Below are 25,489 nucleotides of genomic sequence, written 5' to 3' on the forward strand. Positions count from 1 at the left end.
GAGGGTTCAGGGCTTGTGGGCTGGCAGCAGCACCGAACCAATCGCCAGCACCATCAAGGCCACGGCGGTCCAGTCCTGCCAGTGCAGCAATTCACCGAGCCACCAGGCGCCACTGAAGACACCCAGAATCGGTATCAGCATCACGCTGAGCGATGAGGCCACCGGCGGCAGGTTGCGCGCCAGGTAAAACCACACCGCGTGCGCAAAGCCGAAAATCAGCACCGCGTTGTAGCCGATGGCGCCCCAGGTGGACACCGAGGGTGTTTTCCATTGGTCGTGTTCGAAGATGACCGACAACAGGGTCATCACGATCGTGGTCATGGCCGTCATCCAGAACGAAATGCTCAGTGTGGGGACGGTGAGCTTGGTGCGGCGCAGCAGGTGGGTGCCCAGGGCCCAGGTCAAGGCCGCCAGCAGGGCGTACATGACACCCAGCGGCTTGCCTGCCAGGTTGGTGAGTTCGTGCCACAGCAACAGCACCACGCCCAGCGCCGCCGCCGCCACACCCAGCCAGGCACGGGGGATCAGTTTGTTGCCAAAAATGAAGACGCCCAGCAGGGCCGAAAAAATCGGCATGCTGTAGCCCAGGATGGCGGCACGTCCGCTGGTCAGTGACTTGACCGCCAGAATGATCAGCGCGTGCCAGACAAACATGTTGGTCAGTGCCAGCCAGAACAACTCGCGCCAGTGGGCACGGGGAATGCGAAATGGCACTTTGAGCACCATCAGACCCAGGGCCAGAACCGGCAGACCCAGCCACATTGACAGCATGCGAAAGGTCAGCGGCGGGTAGTCGGAGACCCCTAGCTTCATGATCGGCCAGTTGATGCCCCACACCAGGGTCAGGAGCACCAGGCCGATCAGTTGTTGGCGCGAAAGGGTTTGCATGCGTCTATTGTCAGCGCCTTTTGGGCCCCGGCTTCTTACAATAGGGGCATGACATTCCTAGACATGCTGCGCGCTGCCGAGCGCCAAAACGGCTCCATGCTGTGCGTGGGGCTGGACCCCGAGCCCGCCAAGTTTCCCGCAGGGATGCGCGGCGACCCCAGCAAGATTTACGATTTCTGCGCCGCCATCGTGGACGCCACGGCCGACTTGGTGATTGCCTTCAAACCGCAGATTGCCTACTTTGCCGCGCACCGTGCCGAAGACCAGCTGGAGCGTCTGATGGGGCACATGCGCCGTGTCGCGCCCCAGGTGCCCATCATTCTGGACGCCAAGCGTGGCGATATTGGCAGCACCGCCGAGCAGTATGCCAAGGAGGCGTTCGAGCGCTACGGTGCGGATGCGGTCACGCTCTCGCCCTTCATGGGCTTTGATTCGGTGCAGCCGTATTTGAAGTACCAGGGCAAGGGCGCTTTTTTGCTGTGCCGCACCTCCAACCCGGGTGGCGATGACCTGCAAAACCAGCGCCTGTCGTCCGTGCCGGGTGAGCCCCTGCTCTACGAGCACATTGCCCGGCTGGCGCAAGGCCCCTGGAATCTCAACGGGCAGCTCGGTCTGGTGGTGGGCGCCACTTACCCGGTGGAAATCGAGCGCGTGCGGGCTGTCGCTCCCACTGTGCCCCTGCTCATCCCCGGAGTGGGTGCTCAGGGTGGCGATGCCGTGGCCACCGTCAAGGCGGGCTGGCGTGGTGTGGACGGCGAAACGGCCGCGCCCATCATCGTGAATTCTTCGCGTGCCATCCTCTACGCCTCGTCGGGCGAGGACTTCGCGCACGCCGCACGCCGCGAGGCCATCAAGACGCGCGATGCCCTGCAGGCGGCCCGGCAGCAGGCTTGACGAAGTTGCCGGAATTCATGTGAATATGTCACAGAAAATGGTGCCATTAACCCCCGGCCAGGGGGCGATGTCAGGGTGGTTTGGACGCTAAAGTTGTCCCCACTGCTGTCACAGTGTCAACCAAGAAATTCCAACGACGTCCTTTCGGGGACTTTTACAAAGCCACCTTCGGGTGGCTTTTTTTTGCGTGCCTGGATTTGCAGTTCGTTGCAACTCACGGGTAGCAGAGTGCAAGAGCGCTGGCAAATGCGAATGTGCCCGCTTAATCTCGGGCCCCCAGTTTCCTGGCCTGACGCAGCACCACCCTGTGCCCGGACAGGCACACCACGCCAGTTCCACCAAGGGAAAACGTGCATTTTAAATGACTGTCGTTCAGCTATTATGCGGTTCGAAGTCACTTAGAAACTCGCAGGAGAACCCATGGAATTGAATATCAACGGCAAAACGGTGCAAGCCGATGTCGATCCCAACATGCCCTTGCTGTGGGTGTTGCGTGACGTGCTCAACATGACCGGTACCAAATTTGGCTGCGGTGTGGCGGCGTGCGGCGCTTGCACGGTGCGGGTTGATGGCCAGGCGGTGCGCTCCTGTGTGATGCCGCTGGCCGGTGTGGCTGGCAAGCAGATCCAGACCATAGAGTCTCTGGGCACGGCGGACAAGCCCCATGCGTTGCAGGCGGCCTGGATCGCCGAGCAGGTGCCCCAGTGCGGCTACTGCCAAAGCGGCATGCTGATGGCGGCTGCGGCCTTGCTGGAGAAAAAGCCCAAGCCGACCGATGCGGACATTGACGAGGCGATGACCAACATCTGCCGTTGTGGCACCTACCAGCGCGTACGCGCTGCGATCCACCGTGCCGCAGGAGCCGCAGCATGAAGCGCCGCACCTGGATACTGAGCGCCCTGGGCGCGACCGGCGCTCTGGTGGTGGGCTGGGGCGTCATGCCGGCGCGGTCACGGCTGGGCTCGCCGGAGTTGATGTTGCCCACGCAGGGTGATATCGCGCTCAATGGCTGGATCAAGATTGCCGCCGATGGTGCGGTCGTGATGGCCATGCCGCGCAGCGAAATGGGCCAGGGCGTGCACACCTCTCTGGCCATGCTGGTGGCGGAAGAGCTGGATGTGCCTCTGGGCCGGGTGCGTCTGGAGCAGGCGGGCTCGGACAAGATCTATGGCAATGTGGCGATGCTGGTGGGCAGCCTGCCCTTTCATCCACTGGAGTCAGAGGGCGAGCACAAGGCGACCAAGGTCAAGGTTGGTGAGTGGGTGGTTGGCAAGATCGCACGCGAACTCGGGTTGAACGCCACGGGGGGGTCTTCCACCATTTCCGATGCCTGGGGCCCGTTGCGCATGGCGGCTGCGACGGCCCGCGCCAGCCTGTTGGGGGCAGCTGCTGCGCAATGGAAGCTGCCGCTGGCGGAGCTCTCCGTCAAAGACGGCGTGGTGTCGCATGCCAGTGGAAAGTCGGCGCACTACGGCGATCTGGCCAAGCTTGCGGCCGGCACGGCACCGGGTGCCATCGCAGTCAAGGAGCGCAAGGACTGGAAGCTGATTGGGAAAAAAGCACCCCGTACCGACATTCCGGCCAAGGTCAACGGTTCTGCCCAGTTTGGTCTGGATGTTCGCCTGCCGGGCATGGTGTTCGCGGCCGTGCGCATGTCACCCATGCTTGGCGGCACGCCCGCAGCCCTGGATGCCAAGGCTGCACTGGCCCTGCCAGGTGTGGAGCGCGTCGTGTCGCTGGACGCCATGGGTGGCTCAACGGCCGGCTTTGCCGTGGTGGGCAAGACCACCTGGCATGCCCGTCAGGGTGCGCATGCTGTGGACGTCAAATGGCAGCAGCGCGCACAAGGTGCGCTTGATTCGCAAAAGATTGAGGACGGACTTCTTGCAGCACTCAAATCCGAGAAGGGTTTTGCCTTTTACGACAAAGGCGCTATTGATGACGCGGAGTCCAAGGCAGCGCGGGTCATTGAGGCCACTTACCGCGCACCTTATCTGGCGCACGCCACCATGGAGCCGATGAACTGCACAGCGCAGGTCAAGGATGGCGAGGTGGAGGTCTGGGCCCCGACCCAGGTGCCGCAAATGGCGCGCGCGATAGCAGCCAAGGTGGCTGGTGTCGATATCGAGAATGTGGTCCTGCATGTGACCCTGCTGGGCAGTGGCTTTGGCCGTCGACTGGAGGTCGATTTTGTGGCCCAGGCGGTGCGCGTGGCGATGGACTGTGGCGGACGCCCGGTGCAACTGGCCTGGTCCCGCGAAGAGGACACCACCCACGACTTTTACCGCCCCATGCATGTAGCGAGTCTTCGCGCCACGTTGGATGCGCAGGGCGCGGTGAACAGCCTGCGCATCAAATCGGCAGGAGACGCGATCTCGCCGCGCTGGTTTGCCCGCGCCATTCCCGTGCTCTCCGGCCCGCTGGACATGCCGGATAAAACCGCCTCCGAAGGTTTGTTCGATCTGCCCTATGGCTTTGCCCATCAGCACATGTCGCACGTGGCCACCCGCATGGATGTGCCGGTTGGCTTCTGGCGCTCCGTGGGGCACTCGCACAATGCCTTTTTCTCGGAAGGTTTCATTGATGAGCTGGCTGTGGAAACCAGACAAGACCCTGTGGCGTTTCGCCGCGCCCTGCTCAAGGATGCGCCGCGCTATCTGGCGGTGTTGAACCTGGCCGCTGAAAAGGCCAAGTGGGGCAACCCACTGCCGGCTGGCCATGCACAGGGCGTGGCCCTGCATGAGTCGTTTGGCTCGATCGTGGCCGAAGTGGTCGAAGTTTCAATGCAGGACGGCAAGCCCCGTGTTCACCGCGTGGTCTGTGCCATCGATTGCGGTACCGTGGTCAATCCCGATACGGTGGCGCAGCAGATGGAAAGCGCCGTGATCTTTGGCCTGAGCGCCGCCTTGTACGGCAAGATCGACATCAAGGATGGCGTGGTGCAGCAGACCAACTTCCCCAGTTATCCGATGGTGAAGCTGGCTGATGCTCCGGTGGTGGAAACCTGGATTGTGCCCAGCAGCCGCACGCCTGGCGGTGTCGGCGAGCCGGGCGTGCCACCCCTGGCCCCGGCGCTGGCCGGTGCGATGTTTGCACTGACCAGGAAACGCCAGCGCGCCTTGCCCCTGTTGACGTGACACCTCGCAAGACCCTGAGTCAGCAACGCGCCCGCAGTCCTGAGGACAAGGACCTGCGGCGCACGCACTTGATCGAGGCGGCCACCCGTCTGTTTGCCGATGCGGATTTTGAGGCCGTCACCATTGAGCGTGTAGCCAGGATGGCAGGCGTGGCCAAGGGAACGGCCTACATCTACTTTGCCAGCAAGGAGGCCTTGTTTCTGGAATTGGTGCGCGCCGAATTGACGCTGTGGCTGGATGCCCTGACCTTGAAGCTCAAGCGGCTACGCGCCAGGCAGCCGGAAAGTGCCGTGCCCATGACGATCGCGCGCATCACGGCGCAAAGGCCGCTGATGTGTCGACTGCTGGTGTTGTTGCATACGGTGATTGAGCCCAATCTGGATGAGCCCTCGGCGCGCGAATTCAAGCTGTTCATGCGCAGTTTGCTGACGCAGGCCAGCGGGGCCATTGCGGCCAGGATACCGGGCCTGCGGGTTGAAGAGGCCGAGACATTCATGCTGCAGACACACGCGCTGGTGATCGGCATCACCCAGCTTTCGAACCCCCGTTCGGTGATCGTGCGGGTCATGGAGCAAGACCCGAAGCTGCGATCCATGCGCATCGACTTTGAGCCCTTCCTGACGCAGGCGCTGAGCACCCTGGTGCGGGGAACGCTCGGCAAACCCTGAGTGCCTGACAATCGGGGGATGAACAGCAAGCTCTCCCTGAGACACTTCTTCCTGGCGCTGGCCGTGGTGGCCGTCTGGGGCACCAACTTTGTCGTGATCAAGCTGGTCCTGGGGCATATGCCCCCCCTGCTGTTTGCGACCCTTCGTTTCGCCGTTGCGGTGGTGCCGGTGATCTTTTTTCTGCCACGCCCCAAAGTGCCTTGGCGCAATCTGGCTGCTTACGGTTTGCTGATTGGCGTGGGACAGTTCGGGCTTTTGTTCGTCGCGATGAATGGCCATATTTCCCCGGGCCTGGCCTCCCTGGTGATCCAGATCCAGGTTTTTTTCACCATCGGTCTGTCCATGTACCTGTCGGGTGAGCGGCTGCAAAACATGCAGTGGTTTGCCCTGGTGCTGGCCGCCGCCGGTCTGGGCATCATCGTGATGCATACCGACGGCAGCACCACCCTCCTGGGCCTGGGCCTGATTCTGTTGGCGGCGCTGTCCTGGGCCGGCGGCAACATCGTGGCGCGCCAGGCCGGGCAAGTCAACATGGTGGCTTATGTGGTGTGGTCCAGCGCATTTGCGGTGCCTCCTTTGTTGGCCCTCTCGATCGGGGTGGAAGGGTGGGACGCCGTGCTGGGTGGTGTGCGTGGGGCGGACGCGTCGGCCTGGGTGGCGGTGGCCTGGCAGGCGTGGGGTAACTCCTTGTTTGGCTATGCGGCCTGGGGCTGGTTGCTGGCGCGCTATCCTGCCGCAACGATCACGCCCATGGCATTGATGATTCCCCTGTTTGGGATGGGTGCGGCGGCCCTGTGGCTGGGGGAAGGGCTGCCTGCCTGGAAACTCAGTGCCGCCGCGCTGGTGATGGGCGGACTGGCTCTGAATCTGCTTTGGCCCTTGTGGCGTCAATGGGCCATTCGGCGGCAACCGTAGGCGTATTGCCCCGGATTGTTCCCTCCGGCAGGGCCATGCATAATGTTTTGGTGATCACTTTGAGTGCCTCCATTTCATGATGTCTTACGCGCTGATGTCGCCCTTTGCGCGGAGCTTGCGCATGGCTGCAGGAATGACACTGGCGCTGATTGCTGTCTTTTCTCTCTACGTCTATGCGGAAAAACAGATTGACCATGCCAACGAGAGGCGCTTTCTGACCCGTCTCTTGGCCGATGAATTGCGTCAGTCTTCTGACGACCTCACGCGCATGGTGCGGACTTATGTGCTCACTGGCAACCCGGTCTACAAACAAAGCTATCACGACATCCTGGCCATTCGGGAAGGCAAGAAGGCGCGGCCGGTCAACTACGAAGGCGTTTATTGGGACTTGCTGACGCCGGACGGCAAGGTGCCGCGGGCGGACAGCAGTCACAAGATGGCGCTGATGGACCAGTTGCGCCAGGCCGACTTGAGGAGCGACGAATTGACCAAGCTGGCGCAGGCCAAAGCCAATTCGGACAAGCTCGCCAAGATCGAACTGGCCGCCATCGCGCTGGTCGATTCAGCGGGCGCCAACCCCCAGGCGGCGCGTGTACGGGCCAGCGAGATGCTGCACAGCCTGGAGTACCACCAGAGCAAGATGGACATCATGCTGCCGATCGGCGAGTTCTATGAACTGACCAACCAGCGCACCCTGCAGGCCGTGCACCAGGCCGAAAGAAACGCGGTTCTGTTGCGCGCCATGTTCGTGCTGCTGGGACTGGGCTTGCTATGGTCCCTCCGGCGAATTTTCAAAAATCTGGATGCCACACTGGGAGGTCCGTTGGACCAGCTGCACTCGGATATTGCCCGCATTGGAAAAGGCAATTTTGGCGATGCCATTCATGTTGCACCGGGCATGCACGACAGTGTTCTGGGCTGGTTGGCCCAGACGCAACGCCAGCTCAATGAAATGGAACATGCACGCTCTGCTTCGGATGCCAAGCTCAGGCGTCTGACTCAACTTTACGCGGCACTCAGCGAGTGCAATCAAGCGGTAGTGCGTTGCACCAACGATCAGGACCTTTTTGACAGCATCTGCCGTGCGGCGGTCGAGCAAGGCGGTATGCGCACCGCATGGATTGGATCGGTGGATTGGCAGAGTCATGTGATCAGACCGGTCGCCTCCTACGGTGTGGGGACCCAGCATCTGGGTGACATACACATCGTGGTGGATTCCGATCAGCCCACAGGCCGGGGCCCGAGCGGGATTGCGGCTCGCGAAGACCAGCCGTTTTGGTGTCAGGATTACCAGGGCGAGGCCATCACGGCGAGCTGGCATGCGCTGGGGAAAGAGCTTGGTTGGGCGGCCTCGGCAGCGTTGCCCCTGCATCGTGATGGACGGGTCGTTGGTCTTCTCAATGTGTATGCGGGCGAAGTCAATGCGTTTGACGACAAAGTCCGCAATCTGCTGCTGGAAATGGCATCGGACATGGACTATGCACTCAGGAATTTTGACCGCGAGGCGGCGCGTGTGCAGGCGGAAGCGCGCACGCTGGAGTCGGAAACCCGCCTGATGCTGGCGCTCAAGGGCTCGCACGATGCCCTTTGGGATTGGGATCTGAAGCATCACCGGCTTTATTACTCCCCACGCTGGTGGCAGATGTTGGGCTATGAGCCTGATGCGCTGCCGGTGGATGCACAACTCTGGCGCAGCATGATGCACCCACAGGACTTGCCGGGGGTCGAGCAGTTGCTGCGCGATTTCCTGGCCAGCCAGGGCGAGAGTTTTTCCACCGAATGCCGCCTGAAGCACCGCGACGGTCACTTCATTCCAGCGCTGGTGCGTGGCTTTGTCACGCGTGATGAACAGGGCCATGCCATGCGCGTATCGGGTACCAACATGGACCTGACTGAACGGGTGCGGGCCCAGCAAATGAACGCCATGCGAAGCTTCATGCTGGAGCGCCTCACCAGTGACTTGTCGTTGGAGCAGGTTTTGAAGGATTTCGCGCTCAAAATCGAGGATGCTCTGCCCGGGACCAGGTGCAGCATTTCATTGTTTGATGAGCAGACCAGTGCTGCGCCACCCGCAGGGGTGGTCTGCTGGTCCGAGCCAATCAGGTCAGGTAGCGCCAAAGTGCTTGGCTCGGTGACGATCCATCAACCCCTGCCAGCTGCGTTGCAAGCTCATGAGCGTGAGCTGCTTGAAATGGCCGCGCACCTGAGCGCCATTGCCATTGAGCGCAAGCGGGCAGAGAAGGAACTGCAACTGGTGGCCAAGGTGTTCGAGCAGGGCAGCGAAGCCATCATCATCACGGATCAGCGGGGCGACATTCTGCGGGTTAACAAGGCCTTCAGCCGAATTACCGGCTACAGCGAGGCCGAGGCACTGGGGCGCAACCCGAGCATGCTCTCCTCGGGGCGGCAGGACCGGAGTTTTTACCAGGCCATGTGGGCGTCGATTCTTGATCACGGCGAGTGGAAGGGTGAGCTATGGAATCGTCGCAAGGATGGCACGGTGTACCCGGAGTGGATCGCCATTTGCCTGCTGCGCGACAGCAGCGGCACTGTGACCAACTACGTCTCCATCGCCACCGACGTGAGTCAGCGCAAGAAGGACGAGGAGAACATCCAGCGGCTGGCTGATTTCGATCCCTTGACCGGCCTGCCCAACCGGCGTTTGTTGCAGGACCGGATCGATACCGCCCTGAGCCATGCGCAGCGCCACCATGAACCGCTGGCATTGATGTTCCTCGATCTGGATCGCTTCAAGAATGTGAACGATTCGTTGGGGCATCACATGGGCGACGAGCTGCTGATCCAGGTCGCCCAGCGCCTCAAATCAGGTTTGCGAGAAGAAGATACGGTGTGCCGTGTGGGCGGTGACGAGTTTGTGCTGCTGTGTCCGGGCACCGACGCGGCAGGTGCTGCCCATGTGGCGACCAAACTGCTGGAAAGTACCTTGCAGCGCTACATGGTCATCCAGCAGGAACTGGCCATCACCTTCTCCATCGGCATCGCCCTGTATCCGGCGGATGGCGCTACGTTTGAGGCGCTTTCGATGAGTGCCGACACGGCCATGTACCGCGCCAAGCAGGATGGCCGCAACGCCTTTCGCTTCTTTACCGCCGAAATGCAGGCTCAGTCGTCCCGCATACTGCAACTGGAAAATGCACTGCGTCGGGCACTTGAGTTGCAGCAGATGTACCTTGTGTACCAGCCGCAGGTGTCGCTGCATGACGGCCGGGTCGTTGGCATGGAGGCTTTGCTGCGCTGGCAACATCCCACGCTGGGCACGGTATCGCCGGCAGAGTTCATTCCAGTAGCCGAAGACAGCGGGCTGATTCTGCCCATTGGTGAATGGGTGTTGCGCACCGCAGTCCAGCAGTTGCGCACTTGGCGTGGCGCGGGCTTGCCGCTGGAACAGATGGCGGTCAACCTGTCGGCCGTGCAGTTTCGCCATCCCAATCTGCCCGATCTGGTGGAACAGGTCCTGGCTGAGGTGGGCTTGCCAGCGCAATGTCTTGAACTGGAGCTGACCGAGGGGGTGGCGATGGACAATCCGCTGGGCGCCATCGAAGTCATGAACAACCTGCATCAGCGCGGGGTGCGCATGTCGATTGACGATTTCGGCACCGGCTATTCGTCGCTGAACTACCTCAAGCGCTTTCATGTCTACAAGCTCAAGATTGACCAGTCTTTTGTGCGCGATATTGCCGATGACCCGGATGACCGGGCCATTGTCACCGCCATCATTGGCCTGGCGCGAAGCCTCGGTTTCCAGACCATTGCCGAAGGCGTGGAGACCGAAGGGCAATTGGCGTTTTTGCGTGCGCAGGGGTGCGATGAGGTGCAAGGCTACATCTACAGCAAGCCCTTGACACCCGATCACTTTGAAGCGTTTGTCCGGCAGCGTGTCTAGGTGTCCCGCTGGTAAGCCGGCAACATCGCGCCGCAGTGCAGGCAATAGTTGGCCTCGGATTGATGGCCCTCGGTCAGGCACTCGTGACACGTCCGGGTGGTTGTGGGCTCCTCGACCCGGCGCATCGTCATCTCTGCGGTGACGATGCCGGTCGGCACAGCCAGGGTTCCCCATCCCAGCAACATCATCAGCGAGGCAATGAAGCGGCCGAGGTCGGTTTTTGGCGTGATATCGCCAAAGCCCACCGTGGTCATGGTGGTGATAGCCCAGTACACCGAGGTTGGCACACTGGAGAACCCGTTGGCAGGCCCTTCCACCACATACATGACGGTGCCCATCACCAGCACGATCATCAATACCGCAGACAGAAAGACCATGATCTTGCGGCGACTGCCCTTCAAGGCGCGCCCCAATGACTGGTACTCGGTTACATAGGCCGTGAGCTTGAAGACCCGGAACACCCGAAGCAGACGCAGTACGCGCACGTCAATCAGGGCGTGTATCTCGGGCACCAGCAGTGCCAGGTAGGTGGGGAGCAGGGCCAGCAGGTCGATCACGCCGTAAAAGCTCAAGGCATAGCGCAGGGGGTGGCGCACGCAGGCCAGCCGTGCAACATACTCCAGCGTGAATGCAATCGTGAACAGCCACTCCAGCCCATTGAACAGCGAGTCGTATTTCTGGCCGATGGAATCCACGCTGCTGAACACGACCAGGGCCACGCTGGCCAGAATGATGGCAATCAGCCATTGGTCAAACAGCCGCCCTGCGCGGGTATCGGCTTCGAAGATGATGGTGTAGGCCTTGAGCCGCCAGCCCGTCAGGGGTTTGCCGAGTGTGTCGTGTGCTGATTCAGTCATGGGTGGTCTTTTCAGGTCAGATCATGGCGTGTCTCATAACAGCCGCTGCAGGTAGCGGCCGGTATGACTGTCTGGATTGGCGGCGATGTCTTCGGGCGTACCGATGCCCACGACCTGGCCGCCACCAGCGCCGCCTTCGGGGCCCATGTCGATCAGCCAGTCGGCGGTTTTGATGACGTCCAGGTTGTGTTCGATCACCACGATGGTGTTGCCCGCATCACGCAGTTGATGCAGCACTTTGAGCAGCAAATCGATATCGGCAAAGTGCAGACCGGTGGTGGGTTCATCCAGAATGTAAAGCGTGCGCCCGGTGTCGCGTTTGCTGAGCTCCAGCGCCAGCTTGACACGTTGGGCTTCGCCACCGGACAGTGTGGTGGCCGCCTGACCGAGCTTGATGTAGCTCAGGCCCACGTCCAGCAGGGTTTGCAGTTTTCGGGCAATGGTCGGCACCGCCTTGAGGAAGTCATGTGCGGCTTCGACGGTGAGGTCCAGAATCTGCGCAATGTTCTTGCCCTTGTACAGAATTTCCAGCGTTTCGCGGTTGTAGCGCTGCCCGACGCACACATCGCAGGGCACGTAGACATCGGGCAAGAAGTGCATCTCCACTTTCACCATGCCGTCGCCCTGGCAGGCCTCGCAGCGCCCTCCTGCCACGTTGAAGCTGAAGCGCCCCGGTCCATAGCCGCGTTCCCGCGCAGTGGGTACCTCGGCCATCAACTCGCGGATGGGGGTGAACAGACCGGTGTAGGTGGCCGGGTTGGAGCGCGGCGTGCGGCCAATGGGAGACTGGTCGACGTTGATCACCTTGTCGAAGTGCTCAATCCCTTCGATGGCCTCGTGGGCGGCTGGCTCGTCGTGTGCGCGATACAGCTGGCGAGCGACTGCCGCATACAGGGTGTCGTTGACCAGCGTTGATTTGCCCGAGCCCGATACACCGGTGACGCAAGTGAACAGACCGACGGGAAATTCGACGCTCACCCCGCGCAGGTTGTGACCTGAAGCGTTGATGACACGAATGGCCTGCAGCTCGCCCTGTGTAGCGACATGGGCCGCGTTGCGCTCAGCCCAGGCCAGGGCGGCTTTGCTGGGAGGAAATTTGGCGGCTGCTTTCTTGTCGGCGGCGCTCTTCACGACCGTGGGCAGCCAGGCGGTGCGCTGTTGGGGCACGGCGATTTCCAGGGTGTGAGCCAGGTACTTGCCAGTCAGGGAGTCGGGGTTGGCCTTGACATCCTCAAACGTGCCCTGTGCAATCACTCGCCCGCCGTGAACGCCGGCACCCAGGCCCATGTCAATCACATGGTCGGCGGCGCGCATCATGTCTTCGTCATGCTCGACCACCAGTACGCTGTTGCCGATGTCACGCAGGTGTTTCAGCGTATCAATCAGGCGGTCGTTATCGCGCTGATGCAGGCCAATGCTGGGTTCGTCCAGCACATACATCACCCCGGTCAGGCCGGAGCCGATCTGCGACGCCAGGCGAATGCGTTGTGACTCGCCGCCGCTCAGCGTCTCGGCGGTGCGGTCCAGGCTCAGGTAGTTCAGGCCCACGTCGTTCAAGAACTTCAGTCGCAGGCCGATTTCACGCACCACCTTGTCGGCGATCTCGCCTTTGGCTCCCGTCATGTGCAGGGTGGTGAAGTATTCGAGGCATTCGCGCAGCGTGAGGTGGCTGACTTCGAAGATGGCGCGGGCCTGGCTGCCCTCGCCAATTTTTACGTGGCGGGCCTCGCGTCGCAGGCGGCTGCCGCCGCACTCCGGGCAGGCTTGTGTGCTGCGGTAGCGCGCCAGGTCTTCACGCACCATGACAGAGTCGGTCTCGCGGTAACGGCGGGCCATGTTGGTCAGGATGCCTTCAAACGGATGCTTCTTGCTGACCTTCTTGCCCTCGGACGCGCCCGAGTCCATGACGTAGCTGAACTTGATTTCCTCCTCGCCGGAGCCGTGCAGTACCGCATGCTGCACTTCGGCTGGCAAGGAGTCAAAAGCCTGTTCGATGTCAAATTTGTAGTGCTTGGCCAGACTTTCAAGAATGGCAAAGTAATAGCCGTTGCGCCGGTCCCAGCCCTTGATGGCGCCACTGGCCAGACTCAGGGTCGGGAAGGCCACGACCCGCGCCGGGTCGAAAAATTCCTGGGCGCCCAAGCCGTCGCAGCCGGGGCAAGCGCCCACGGGCGAGTTGAAGGAGAAAAGCCGCGGCTCCAACTCGCTGATGGAGTAGCTGCACACAGGGCACGAGAACTTGGCGTTAAACAAGTGCTCTTTTTGCCTCTGGCCCTCGTCGTTATTCGATTCTTTGCTATCAATTTCGACGGCAATGGCGCGCCCGTTGGCCAGGCGCAGGGCGGCTTCAAAGCTCTCGGCCAGGCGTTGCTTCAAATCAGGGCGGACCTTGATGCGGTCAATCACGACGTCAATGTCGTGCTTCTCGGTTTTTTTCAGTTGCGGCAGCTGGTCGAACTCATAGGCCTGCCCGTCGACCCGAAAGCGCACGTAACCCTGGGCCTGCATGTCGGCAAACACGTCAAGAAACTCACCCTTTTTCTCGCGCGCCAAAGGAGCCAGGATCATCAGCCGGGTGTCCAGCGGCAGGGCCAGCACCGCGTCCACCATCTGGCTCACCGTCTGGGCCTGCAGGGGCAGGTCGTGGTCGGGGCAGAACGGCGTGCCGGCGCGGGCATAGAGCAGGCGCAGGTAGTCGTGGATCTCGGTGACCGTGCCGACGGTGGAGCGCGGGTTGTGCGAAGTGGCCTTCTGCTCGATCGAGATGGCAGGGCTCAGTCCTTCGATCACGTCCACGTCGGGCTTGTCCATCAATTGCAGGAACTGGCGCGCGTAAGTCGAGAGGCTTTCCACATAGCGGCGCTGGCCTTCCGCATACAGGGTGTCAAACGCCAGGCTGGACTTGCCCGAACCGCTCAGACCGGTGATCACCACCAACTGGTTGCGCGGAATATCCAGGTCAATATTCTTGAGATTGTGCGTACGCGCACCGCGGATGCTGATGGTCTGCTGTCGCAAGGCAACTGCGAGGGGGGTGCCGTCGGTGGGGGTGTTCAAGGTGGAATGTGCTCGGGAAAACCCACCATGATAGTTAAAGATGGCGACTTTGGCACGCTCCGGTGACTGGGAACTAGCCGGATCAGGGACAATTGAAGGCTTTGGTGGTCGCGACGGTTCGCGGCTTGGTGTGTTGGAGATTTCTGTTTTGCCTAATGTTGATGCCCCGCCAGCGGGGGAAAGCGCTGCAGTCTCGGTTGCGATGACGCCTACCGAGCGGCGCGCCAGCTTTTCTCTGGCGACTATTTTTGCGCTGCGCATGCTGGGCCTGTTCCTGATCTTGCCGGTGTTCGCCATCGAGGCTGGCAGATACCCGGGCGGGGACGATCCGTCTCTGGTGGGTCTGGCCATGGGGATTTATGGCCTCACCCAGGGTGTGCTGCAACTGCCTTTTGGTATGGCCTCAGACCGGCTGGGGCGAAAGCGCGTCATTATTTTCGGCTTGCTGCTGTTCGCGGCGGGCAGCTTTGTGGCGGCGGTGGCACCCAGCCTCACCTGGTTGGCCATTGGGCGCGCGGTGCAAGGTGCGGGTGCGGTGTCGGCGGCTGTGACCGCTTTGCTGGCTGACCAGACGCGCGACGAGGTGCGCACCAAATCGATGGCGCTGGTGGGCGCCAGCATCGGGTTGATGTTTGCCCTGTCATTGGTCCTGGCCCCTTTGCTGGTCACGCATATCGGACTGTCCGGCCTGTTTGTCCTGACCTGCTGCCTGGCTTTGGGGGGGGTCGTGGTTGTGATCTGGTGGGTGCCGGCCGAACCTTTGCTGCACAAGAACATGCCGCGTGGACGTCTGCAGGACGTTTTGCGAATTCCCGCCCTGCTGCGCTTGAACTTTGGCGTATTTGTGTTGCACGCGGTGCAACTGGCCATGTGGATGGCTTTACCCGCGCTTCTGGTGCAGGCCGGCCTGCCGCGTGAACATCACTGGTGGGTTTACCTGCCTGCGGTGCTGGCCTCGTTTGTGGTCATGGGCGGCAGTCTGTTCCCGTTGGAGCGTCGCGGTTACTTGAGGGCTGTCTTTTTGGTTGCGGTGGGTCTGGTCGCAGTGGTCCAGGTGGGTCTGCTGTGGGTGGCTTCCGGCACGCCAGAGCTGGGCTCGCTGGCCGCCTTGCTGTTTGTGTTCTTCTGTGGTTTCAATGTGCTCGAAGCCAGCCAGCCGAGCATGGCCTCGCGCGTGGCCCCGGCCCATGCGCGCGGTGCGGCCATGGGGGTCTACAACACCTTGCAGTCTCTGGGCTTTTTTGCCGGCGGCGTACTGGGTGGCTGGTTGATGAAACATGTGGGAGCGCAGGGGCTGTTTGCCAGCTGTGGCGCGGCCATGCTGCTGTGGCTGGTGGTGGCCTGGCCGATGCGCGCTCCCTCGGTCAATGCGCCGGGCCTGGCGCCAAACGCGGGATAATCGTCTTAAATTCTGGAGAAAGAAACCATGGCATCTGTTAACAAAGTCATTCTCGTGGGCAACCTGGGGCGTGACCCCGAAGTCCGCTACCTGCCCAGTGGTGACCCCGTGGCCAATATCACGATCGCCACCAGCAGCAAATACAAGAGCAAAACGGGCGAGATGGTTGAGGAAACAGAGTGGCACCGCGTCACGTTCTTTGGCAAGCTCGCCGAAATTGCCGGTCAGTATCTGAAAAAAGGCCGTCCTGTTTACGTGGAAGGCCGCATCAAGACGCGCAAGTACACCGACAAGGATGGCGTTGAGAAATACGCCACCGACATCATTGCCAACGAGATGCAGTTGCTCGGTGGCCGCGAAGGCATGGGTGAGCCTTCGGGTGACGACGAAGGTTCGGGTGGCGGGTATTCCCGCCAGGCACCTGCGTCACGGCCCGCCGCCGCACCGCGTCAGGCTCCCGCACAGGCTCAGCCCCAGGCACGGCCGTCCAGCGGATTTGACGATATGGACGACGACATTCCGTTCTGATTTGCCCCCCAGGCTAGCAAACAGAGCCCTCGCAGCGTCCAGTCTGCGAGGGCTTTTTTGATGGCTTCTTGTACTGCAGGGGGTATTTGTATATACTCCCCCCTGTATTTAAAGGTAAGCCCATGAATTCACTTGCATTTGCCGATGTTCTTCAATACGCCCGTCGTGTGTTGCCGTGGCTGGGAGTGGCCTTTGCGCCCATGGCTTGGGCGCAAGGGGCCATCCAGGTGCCTGTCGTGGCGGCACAGGTTCGGCCTGTGTCCATGGGGTTTGAGCTGGATGGCGTCGTTCAGCCTGTGAAGCAGAGCACGCTCTCGGCGCAGGCCAGTGGGCGTATTGCCTCGCTGGTGGTCAAGGCCGGTGACAAGGTGCGCGCCGGTCAATTGCTGGCGACCATTGACGACCGTGAGGCTCAAACCGGTGTGCAGCGGAGTCAGGCCCAAGTGGCCCAGGCCCAGGCGGAGCTGCGCAATGCCAAAGCAAATTTTGAGCGTACACGTGACCTGCAGAGCAAGGGCTTCGTCAGCGCTGCGGCGCTCGATACCGCCGAATCTAACCTCAAAAGTGCGCAAGCCGGGCTGGACCAGGCGGGGGCCGGCGCCCGGCAGTCGGCGTTGACTCAAGGCTTCACCCATGTGACGGCACCTTACGACGGCTGGGTTCTTCAGACCCATGTGGAAGCGGGTGACCTGGCGGTACCCGGAAAGCCTTTGCTTACCTTTTACGCCCCGCTGCCTCTTCGCGCCGTGGTGCAGGTGCCGGTATCGCGTGGCGTACAAGCGCGTGCCGCTGCCGCAGTGGAAGTGATGATGCATGTGGGTGCCGGCGGTGCGCGCTGGGTTCGCCCCATCTCCGTGAATGCAGTCCCCACGGCGGACCCGGTTTCTCAGACGATTGAGTGGCGCCTTGAACTGCCATCAGAGGCGGTACAAAGCACGGTGCCGGGTCAACAGGTGCGGGTCCGGTTTACCGGTGGGCAGGCTGAGCGCATGGTGGTTCCGGCACAGGCCTTGTTGCGCCGCGGTGAACTGACGGCGGTCTACGTGGTCTCGGGCAAGGCGTTTGTGTTGCGGGCGGTGCGCCTGGGTACGGACCATGGCGTTGACGGTGTCGAGGTGGTGGCAGGCCTGCAGCAGGGCGATCTGGTTGCACTGGAGCCGGTAAAGGCCGGCTTGGCCGGTGCCCAGGCGTTGTCTCCGGCGGCAACCAAGCCAAGCGTGGCGAAGTGAGATGGCTATGAACGATCAAGCACCCATGGGCATTTCCGGTCGCATAGCGGCGGCGTTTCAGAGCAATGCCCTGACGCCTTTGCTGGCGCTGGTGGCTTTGCTGTTGGGGCTGTTCGCGGTGCTGGTGACGCCACGCGAGGAAGAGCCGCAGATCAACGTCACGATGGCCAATGTGCTGATCCCGTTTCCGGGTGCCAGCAGCGCCGATGTGCAGAACATGGTGGCACGACCCGCCGAGCAGGTTCTGGGGCAGATTGCAGGGATTGAACACACCTATTCGCTGGCACGGCCAGGTCTGGCCGTGCTGATGGTGCAATTCAAGGTCGGTGTACCGCGCACTGAGGCCTTGGTGCGTCTGTATGACGTGCTCAATGCCAATCAGGACTGGTTGCCGCGCGACTTGGGTACCTTGACGCCGATTGTCAAACCGAAGGGCATTGACGATGTCCCGGTGCTTGGCATCACCTTGTGGAGTCGCGACGCCTTGCCTGCGTTCGAGCTGGAGCGGGTGGCGCATGCCCTTGAGACTGAACTCAAGGCGGTACCGGGCACCCGTGAAGTCCAGACCATTGGCGGGCCGGGCCGGGCCGTGCATGTGTGGCTTGATCCGGTCCGTTTGCGCGAACGCGCAGTGGATTTACAGGGTTTGAAGCAGACGCTCGCGGCTGCCAACTACGGCATGCCTTCGGGCGCGGTACTGGATACGGCTGAAAAATCAGGTCAGATGCTCAGTGTGGAGACGGGCGAGTTCCTGCGCTCGGCGCAAGACGTGGGTGATCTGGTGGTGGGGGTCAGCAAGGGCTTGCCGGTCTACCTGCGCGAAGTTGCGCGTATCGAGACAGGCGCACAGATTGCGCAGCGTTATGTGTGGTTTACACCGGGTGCGGCTTACCCGCAGGCACCTGGATCGACCGGCGACCACGCGGCGGCGAGCCCCGCCAAGGCGGCTGTTGCCGCTGGCAGTGTGTACCCGGCCGTGACGATCACCGTCACAAAGAAGCCGGGTGAGAATGCGGTTGATGTCGCGCGGGCCGTGCGCGCACGCGTGGCCGCGCTGAACAATTCGGTGATTCCCGGCAACATCGAAACCACGATCACGCGTGACTACGGCGAGACCGCCGCCGAAAAGGCCAACAAGCTGATCCAGAAGCTGGCATTTGCCACCGGGTCGGTGATTCTGCTGGTCGGCTTTGCCCTGGGGCGGCGCGAAGCGGTGATTGTGGGTGCAGCGGTCATCCTCACGCTGACAGCTACCTTGTTTGCCTCCTGGGCCTGGGGCTTTACGCTCAATCGCGTGTCCCTTTTCGCACTCATTTTTTCCATCGGCATTCTGGTGGACGACGCGATTGTGGTGGTTGAAAATATCCATCGTCACCAGCAACTGACGCCCGATGCTGCGCTCAAGGACATCATCCCGCGTGCGGTCGATGAAGTCGGCGGGCCGACCATCCTCGCGACCCTGACGGTGATTGCAGCCTTGCTGCCGATGGCCTTTGTCTCTGGTTTGATGGGGCCTTACATGAGCCCCATCCCGATCAACTCCAGCCTCGGCATGGCCTTGTCACTGGCGATTGCCTTCACCGTCACGCCATGGCTGGCGCTCAAATTGATGAAGCCGCACGCGCCTGCGTCCAGTCACGCGGCTGGCGCCAGTGGCCTGGGTCCGAAACTGCAAGTCGTGTTCGCCCGGGCGCTCACGCCGTTTCTGGAAAGTGCCCGCAAACGCTGGATGTTGCTGGCGGGGATTCTGGTGGCTCTCTTGCTCTCGGTCGGCCTGACTCTGGTGCAATGGGTCGTGCTGAAGATGCTGCCCTTTGACAACAAGAGCGAGTTTCAGGTGGTTGTGGAAATGCCGGCGGGAACACCGCTGGAAAACACCGCCGCCACGCTGCATGAGTTGGGTGCATTTCTGTCGGGTCAGCCGGAGGTGTTGAATCTGCAAGCCTATGCGGGGACGGCGTCGCCGATCACCTTCAACGGACTGGTGCGCCAATACTATTTCCGCAGCGACGCCGATCAGGGCGACCTTCAGGTCAACCTGGTGGACAAGCAGCATCGCAGTGACAAGAGTCATGTGATTGCCCAGCGGCTCAGGCCGGAGTTGGAGAAGATTGGTCTGCGCCACAACGCGCGTATCAAGGTGGTTGAGGTGCCTCCCGGCCCGCCTGTCATGTCACCCCTGGTGGCGGAGGTTTATGGTCCGGACGAAGCCGGGCGTCAGGAAACCGCACTGCGCATTGCCAAGGCATTTGCCACCACCCCCGATATCGTGGGCGTTGATACCTCGGTCAAAGAAAACGCAGCGCGCGCTTATTTGCGTGTGCGTCGCCAGCGCGCTGAGTCCCTGGGCATTCCTGTGGCGGTGGTCGCTCAAAGCGCGGCCATGGCCCTGAGCGGCGTCGATGCAGCCTATTTGCACGACGGTCAGTCCAAGTACCCGGTGCCGGTGCGCCTGCAGTTGCCGCAGCAATCCCAGGTGGGTCTGGACTTTTTGCTGGCCGTTCCATTGCGTGCGGCCAATGGGCAAATGGTGCCCTTGTCAGAACTGGTCCAGGTGGAGCGAGGCATCATTGACAAGCCGCTGTTCACCAAGGACCTGGCCGGCGTGAGCTATGTTTATGGCGACATGGCCGGCAAATTGGACTCCCCCTTGTATGGCCTGTTTGCCATCCGCAGCAAGCTGAAGGAGGCCGCCTTGCCCGGGACCGGTGAACTCGGTGAGTACTGGATACGCCAGCCGGTTGATCCGTATCGCCAGTACAGCATCAAATGGGATGGCGAATGGCAGATCACCTACGAGACCTTCCGCGACATGGGTGCCGCCTACGGTGTCGGGCTGATCCTGATTTATCTGCTGGTCGTGGCGCAATTTCGTAGCTACCTCACGCCGCTGGTCATCATGGCGCCCATCCCGCTCACGATGATCGGGGTGATGCCGGGTCATGCCTTGATGGGAGCCCAATTCACGGCTACCTCCATGATTGGCATGATTGCGTTGGCCGGCATCATTGTGCGCAACTCTATTTTGCTGGTGGACTTTATCGAGTTGCAGGTCAGCCAGGGCCTGGCCTTCAAGGATGCCGTGATTCGGTCGGCAGCGGTGCGGGCTCAACCCATCGCCTTGACTGGTTTGGCTGCCATGATTGGTGCATTCTTCATTCTGGACGATCCGATCTTCAATGGTCTGGCGGTGTCCCTGATCTTTGGCATTCTGGTGTCGACCCTTTTGACGCTGGTGGTCATTCCGGTTCTCTATTACGCCCTTTACCGGCGCCGTATGGAAGCGCGTGCCGATGTGCCGAGTTCACCGCTGGTCCCATCGGACCCCACTCAAACCTGAAGGAGACAAATCATGGCTCACATCGTCATCATGGGTGCAGGTATCGGCGGCATGCCCGCCGCTTACGAGATCAAGGAGTTGCTTGGCAAGGAGCACCGCGTCACGGTCGTCAACTCAAACGACTACTTTCAGTTTGTGCCGAGCAATCCCTGGATTGCCGTGGGCTGGCGGCAGCGCGAGCAGATCACGCTGCCGATTGCACCGTACCTGGCGCGCAAGGGCATTGACTTCATTGCGAAGGCCGTGAGCAGCATTGATGCGCCAGCCAATCGTTTGACGCTGGACGGCGGCGCCACCCTTGACTACGACTACCTCGTGATCACCACCGGGCCCAAGCTGTCTTTCAGCGAAGTGCCGGGTGCGGGGCCGCAGGCCAACGGCGGTGGCGGCTTCACCCATTCCATCTGCACGGTCGACCATGCACAGGCCTTCTTTGCCGACTATGAGAAGTTTCTGGAGAATCCAGGGCCGGTGGTGATTGGTGCAATGCCCGGCGCGAGCTGCTTTGGTCCTGCCTACGAGTTTGCCTTTATTCTGGATACGGACCTGCGCAAACGCAAATTACGCAACAAGGTCCCCATCACCTATGTGACGAGCGAGCCTTATATCGGACATCTGGGCTTGGGTGGTGTGGGTGACAGCAAGTCGATGCTGGAGTCCGAGCTGCGCAGCCGCGACATGAAGTGGATTACGAATGCCAGGACCACGCGCGTGGAGGGCGGCAAGATGTTCGTCACGCAGCTGGATGATCTGGGCAATGTGTACAAGGAGCATGAGGTGGGCTTCAAGCTGTCCATGATGCTGCCTGCGTTCAAGGGTGTGGATGCCGTCGCAAACGTGCCCAACTTGTGCAACCCACGCGGCTTTGTGCTCATTGACGAATTTCAGCGCAGCAAGGCGTACCGCAATATCTTCTCGGCCGGCGTGTGCGTGGCCATTCCCCCGGTGGAGGTCACCCCTGTGCCAACCGGGACCCCCAAGACCGGCTACATGATTGAAAGCATGGTGGGTGCTATTGCACACAACATCGCCGATGAGCTGGCGGGCAAACCAGTGCAGGCCCAGGGAACCTGGAACGCCATCTGTCTGGCTGACATGGGCGACACTGGCGCGGCCTTTGTGGCACTGCCGCAGATCCCTCCGCGCAACGTGAACTGGTTCAAAAAGGGTAAGTGGGTGCATCTGGCCAAGATTGCGTTTGAGAAGTATTTCATCCGGAAAATCAAGGCTGGAAATTCAGAACCGGTGTATGAAAAGTACGTGCTCAAGCTGCTGGGTATTGCGCGTTTAAGCAAGTAAATCTTGGTGTGAGTTGTGTGGTTATTTTTGTTTTTTTCTTAGGAGTTTCATCATGACAGTTCAGCGTTATATCGTTGTTTTTGCAGGCCTCTTCATCATGATTTCTTTGGCGCTTGGCGTCGAGGGAAGTCCATTCTTCGTCAGCAAATGGGCTCTGGCCTTCACTGCATTTGTCGGTGCCAATCTGTTCCAGTCGGGGTTTACCAATTTTTGTCCGCTCGGCATCATCCTGAAAAAGCTTGGCGTACCTGAGTCGAAAATTGGCTGCGCAAACTGAGATCGCCCCCAAGCCAGGCCCTAGTTGCATGATTCAGGAGATTCAATGAGTGATTCAGGTGTTCATGTCCGGCTGACTCAAAAGCAGGACTACCAATTTGATATCCACTTTGGCGACGGCATCCCCGTGTTGATGGGCGATGAACCTGCGCCGATGGGTGAGGGCAAAGGCCCATCGCCCGTGCAGTTGCTGGCGGGAGCCGTGGGCAACTGCTTATCGGATTCCCTGCTGTTTGCCTTGCGCAAGTTCAAGCAGGCGCCCGACCCCATTGAATGCGATGTTCACGCCGAGGTTGGACGCAATGCGGAGGGACGTCTGCGCGTGCTGTCGATCAGGGCGGTCTTGAAGCTGGGCGTGTCCGCTGCTTCCCTGGCGCATCTGGATCGTGTGCTGAGTCAGTTCGAGGCCTATTGCACCGTCACGCAGAGTGTGGGCCAGGGAATTCCTGTCAGCATCGAAGTGATCGATGCGCAGGGCATCCGGTTGAAATAAACAAAAGGTTGGACCATGCCAACAATGGGAGTCTGCCTATGAAGACGACGGTTTCCTCGCCAGCTCGCGTGACGGTGATTGGTGCTGGCTTTGGGGCTTTGTCCACGGTGCGCGAATTGCGCAAGCGCGACGCCGCAGTGGACATCACGGTGATTTCACCGCGCGCCGAATTGCACTACCTGCCCGGCATCATCTGGATTCCAAGTGGCTTGCGCACGCGCGAGCAACTGGTGGTGCCGCTGGCCAATTTTTTCCGGCGCATGGGTGTCAAGCATGTCAGCGGGGAGGTCGCCGGCCTGCGTGACGGTGGACGGGTGGTTGATGTGTCAGTGGATGGCGTCGCGAGTGAAGTGCGCAATGATGCGCTGGTGATTGCCTCTGGCGGACGGTTCATCAAGAAGTTGCCGGGCATCGAGCACGCGCTCACCCCGTGTGAAGGCATTGCCTCGGCCGAACGTATTCGCGACCGCTTGCAGCAGATGCAGGGCGGTACCATTGCGTGCGGTTTTGCCGGCAACCCCAATGAGCCCAGTGCGGTGCGGGGTGGCCCCATGTTTGAATTTCTGTTCGGCATTGACGAACAGCTCAAACGAGAGGGGCGGCGCGACAAATTCGAGCTGGTGTTCTTCAATCCCTCGACCGAACCGGGCAACCGGCTCGGACCCAAGGCCGTGCGGCATTTGCTTGACGAAATGGCACGGCGCAACATCCGTACTTACCTGGGGCACAAGCTCAAGAGCTTTGAGTCCGACAAGATCATTACCGAAGGTGCCACGTTCGCTGCGGACCTGATCCTGTTCATGCCCGGCATGACTGGCAATCTGTGGTTTGACCAAACCGAACTTGCACGCTCGCCGGGGGGCTTGCTCAAAGCCGATGCAAACTGCCGCGTGGAGGGTTCTGACCGGGTGTTCGTGGTCGGGGACTCCGGCAGCTTCCCCGGGCCGGACTGGATGCCCAAGCAGGCGCATATGGCCGACCTGCAGGCGGCTGCGGCTGCGAGCAACCTGCTGGCTGCCTTGCGTGGGGAGGCCGCAACCGCGACCTTCAAAGTCGAGCTGATTTGCATCATCGATGCCATCAAGCAAGGCACGCTGGTCTGGCGCACGCCGCAACGCAACATTATTTTGCCCTCGTCCCGCTTGTTCCACTGGGCCAAGCGCGGGTTTGAGCGCCTGTATTTAAGGAGATACCAATGACCGTCCTGACCGATGCTTCGTCGCGGACTGACATCCTCAACCGCCTCAAGCGTGCTGAAGGCCAAATCCGTGGCGTCCAACGCATGATCGAAGAAGGCGAGAGTTGCCTCAAGATCGGGCAGCAATTCTCGGCTGTGCGCAAAGCGCTGGACAGCACCTACCTGCGGATGACCATGTGCTTCATGGAGCAGGAGCTCGAAGCCTGCATGCATCCGGACCCCGCTCAACGCGAAGGCCTGGACCACATGCTCAAGGACATGGAAAACCTGCTGGCCCGGATGGGCTAAACAATCACCCCGCCACCCAGGCACACCTCGCCGTCGTACAGGACGGCAGACTGCCCCGGCGTGACGGCCCATTGCGGTTCAGGAAACGTCAGACTGAAAGCGTTGCCTGCGCCCGGCGCCAGTGTGCAAGGCGCGTCGGCCTGGCGGTACCGGGTCTTGGCCGCAAATTCACCACCGGCCGGTGCCGTGCCTGCCACCCAGCTGGCGTCCTGCGCCGTCAGTGTGTGTGACTGCAGCCAGGGGTGATCGTGTCCCTGCACCACCCACAGGATGTTTTTCTCAAGATCCTTGCGGGCCACAAACCACGGCGCGTGCTCTCCGCCGCCCTTTTGAGCGCCCTTGGCCTTGATGCCGCCAATGCCCAGTCCCTGGCGCTGGCCCAGCGTGTAAAAGCTCAAGCCCACATGTTGTCCGATGGTGCGTCCCTTTTCGTCCTTGATGGGGCCGGGTTCCCGGGCAATGTAGCGATTCAGAAAGTCGCGGAACGGGCGCTCGCCAATAAAGCAGATGCCCGTGGAATCCTTCTTTTTGGCGTTGGGCAGATTGATCTCCGCGGCGATGCGGCGCACCTCGGTCTTGTGCAGTTCACCCACCGGGAAAAGTGTCTTGGACAACTGCGCCTGATTGAGTCGGTGCAGAAAATAGCTTTGGTCCTTGGCAGGGTCAAGGCCTTTGAGCAGTTCGTGCCTGCCGCTGGCCGGGTTCAGTCGGACCCGGGCGTAATGACCGGTGGCAATTTTTTCGGCACCCAGCCGCAGGGCATGGTCCAGGAAGGCCTTGAACTTGATCTCGGCGTTGCAAAGGATATCGGGGTTGGGAGTGCGACCGGCCTGGTACTCGCGCAGAAACTCGGCAAACACCCGGTCCTTGTATTCGGCCGCGAAGTTGACGTGTTCAATTTCGATCCCGATCACGTCAGCTACAGCCGCGGCGTCCACAAAGTCGATGTTGGAAGAGCAGTATTCGGAGTCGTCATCGTCCTCCCAGTTCTTCATGAAGATGCCAACCACCTCGTAGCCCTGCTGTTTAAGCAGCCAGGCCGTGACCGCAGAGTCGACGCCCCCGCTCAAACCCACCACCACCCTTTGTTTGCCTTGTTGCTTGTCCATAGAAGACGAA

At 61.0% G+C, this 25,489-nt stretch carries 19 protein-coding genes; 15 read left to right on the forward strand and 4 right to left on the reverse strand.

Annotated elements, in window-relative coordinates:
• Window positions 1–6 precede the first annotated feature (6 nt).
• Window positions 7–888: a DMT family transporter gene (locus IV109_RS07150; protein WP_296694371.1), complete on the reverse strand. Its 882-nt coding sequence runs from the start codon at window positions 886–888 to the stop codon at window positions 7–9.
• A gap of 48 nt (window positions 889–936) precedes the next feature.
• Between IV109_RS07150 and pyrF the strand changes: the two genes are divergently transcribed.
• The 6 genes from pyrF (at window position 937) to IV109_RS07180 (ending at window position 10,406) form a co-directional block, all read left to right on the forward strand.
• On the forward strand, window positions 937–1,782 hold the full coding sequence (pyrF, locus tag IV109_RS07155; protein ID WP_296694373.1) for an orotidine-5'-phosphate decarboxylase: 846 nt from the start codon (window positions 937–939) through the stop codon (window positions 1,780–1,782).
• Window positions 1,783–2,202: 420 nt separating this feature from the next.
• On the forward strand, window positions 2,203–2,655 hold the full coding sequence (locus tag IV109_RS07160; RefSeq protein ID WP_296694375.1) for a (2Fe-2S)-binding protein: 453 nt from the start codon (window positions 2,203–2,205) through the stop codon (window positions 2,653–2,655).
• Window positions 2,652–4,919: a molybdopterin cofactor-binding domain-containing protein gene (locus IV109_RS07165; RefSeq protein WP_296694377.1), complete on the forward strand. Its 2,268-nt coding sequence runs from the start codon at window positions 2,652–2,654 to the stop codon at window positions 4,917–4,919. Before IV109_RS07160 ends, IV109_RS07165 begins: the two co-directional genes overlap by 4 nt.
• Window positions 4,916–5,587 carry a TetR family transcriptional regulator gene (locus IV109_RS07170; protein WP_296694378.1) on the forward strand — a complete coding sequence of 224 codons (672 nt, stop codon included), beginning with the start codon at window positions 4,916–4,918 and terminating at the stop codon, window positions 5,585–5,587. Before IV109_RS07165 ends, IV109_RS07170 begins: the two co-directional genes overlap by 4 nt.
• An 18-nt stretch (window positions 5,588–5,605) precedes the next feature.
• A complete protein-coding gene (locus tag IV109_RS07175; protein ID WP_296694380.1) occupies window positions 5,606–6,502 on the forward strand; it encodes an EamA family transporter in 897 nt (298 codons plus the stop codon).
• 121 nt (window positions 6,503–6,623) lie between these two features.
• Window positions 6,624–10,406, forward strand: coding sequence for an EAL domain-containing protein (locus tag IV109_RS07180; protein ID WP_296694383.1), 3,783 nt, complete (start codon window positions 6,624–6,626; stop codon window positions 10,404–10,406).
• Here the strand turns inward: IV109_RS07180 and IV109_RS07185 are convergent.
• On the reverse strand, window positions 10,403–11,263 hold the full coding sequence (locus tag IV109_RS07185; protein WP_296694385.1) for an ion transporter: 861 nt from the start codon (window positions 11,261–11,263) through the stop codon (window positions 10,403–10,405). The genes IV109_RS07180 and IV109_RS07185 overlap by 4 nt on opposite strands.
• 33 nt (window positions 11,264–11,296) lie before the next feature.
• Window positions 11,297–14,320, reverse strand: a complete 3,024-nt coding sequence (gene uvrA / locus IV109_RS07190) for an excinuclease ABC subunit UvrA (protein ID WP_296694387.1) — start codon at window positions 14,318–14,320, stop codon at window positions 11,297–11,299.
• A gap of 202 nt (window positions 14,321–14,522) precedes the next feature.
• Between uvrA and IV109_RS07195 the strand changes: the two genes are divergently transcribed.
• The 9 genes from IV109_RS07195 to IV109_RS07235 all read left to right on the forward strand — a co-directional run bounded on the left by IV109_RS07195 (window position 14,523) and on the right by IV109_RS07235 (window position 24,370).
• Window positions 14,523–15,719, forward strand: coding sequence for an MFS transporter (locus tag IV109_RS07195; protein ID WP_296694494.1), 1,197 nt, complete (start codon window positions 14,523–14,525; stop codon window positions 15,717–15,719).
• 27 nt (window positions 15,720–15,746) lie between these two features.
• The gene (ssb, locus tag IV109_RS07200; RefSeq protein ID WP_296694390.1) at window positions 15,747–16,247 is read left to right on the forward strand and encodes a single-stranded DNA-binding protein; all 501 of its coding nucleotides are present in this window, start codon (window positions 15,747–15,749) and stop codon (window positions 16,245–16,247) included.
• Between the two features lie 122 nt (window positions 16,248–16,369).
• Entirely contained in the window at window positions 16,370–17,476 is a 1,107-nt protein-coding gene (locus tag IV109_RS07205; protein ID WP_296694393.1) for an efflux RND transporter periplasmic adaptor subunit, read from the forward strand.
• A 1-nt stretch (window position 17,477) separates the two neighbouring features.
• The gene (locus IV109_RS07210; RefSeq protein ID WP_296694394.1) at window positions 17,478–20,816 is read left to right on the forward strand and encodes an efflux RND transporter permease subunit; all 3,339 of its coding nucleotides are present in this window, start codon (window positions 17,478–17,480) and stop codon (window positions 20,814–20,816) included.
• A 12-nt stretch (window positions 20,817–20,828) separates the two neighbouring features.
• Window positions 20,829–22,115, forward strand: a complete 1,287-nt coding sequence (locus IV109_RS07215) for an FAD-dependent oxidoreductase (RefSeq protein ID WP_296694397.1) — start codon at window positions 20,829–20,831, stop codon at window positions 22,113–22,115.
• Window positions 22,116–22,167: 52 nt separating this feature from the next.
• Window positions 22,168–22,392: a DUF2892 domain-containing protein gene (locus IV109_RS07220; RefSeq protein ID WP_296694398.1), complete on the forward strand. Its 225-nt coding sequence runs from the start codon at window positions 22,168–22,170 to the stop codon at window positions 22,390–22,392.
• 45 nt (window positions 22,393–22,437) lie between these two features.
• Entirely contained in the window at window positions 22,438–22,884 is a 447-nt protein-coding gene (locus IV109_RS07225; RefSeq protein WP_296694399.1) for an OsmC family protein, read from the forward strand.
• A 38-nt stretch (window positions 22,885–22,922) separates the two neighbouring features.
• Complete coding sequence (locus tag IV109_RS07230; protein WP_296694400.1) at window positions 22,923–24,083, forward strand: FAD-dependent oxidoreductase; 1,161 nt, start codon at window positions 22,923–22,925, stop codon at window positions 24,081–24,083.
• Window positions 24,080–24,370, forward strand: a complete 291-nt coding sequence (locus IV109_RS07235; RefSeq protein WP_296694403.1) for a metal-sensing transcriptional repressor — start codon at window positions 24,080–24,082, stop codon at window positions 24,368–24,370. Before IV109_RS07230 ends, IV109_RS07235 begins: the two co-directional genes overlap by 4 nt.
• Here IV109_RS07235 and mnmA read toward each other — a convergent pair.
• A complete protein-coding gene (mnmA, locus tag IV109_RS07240; RefSeq protein ID WP_296694405.1) occupies window positions 24,367–25,479 on the reverse strand; it encodes a tRNA 2-thiouridine(34) synthase MnmA in 1,113 nt (370 codons plus the stop codon). The two genes, IV109_RS07235 and mnmA, sit on opposite strands and share 4 nt — an antisense overlap.
• Window positions 25,480–25,489: the final 10 nt, after the last annotated feature.

The sequence above is a fragment of the Rhodoferax sp. genome, from assembly GCF_018780565.1.
Classification (GTDB): Bacteria; Pseudomonadota; Gammaproteobacteria; order Burkholderiales; family Burkholderiaceae_C; genus Rhodoferax.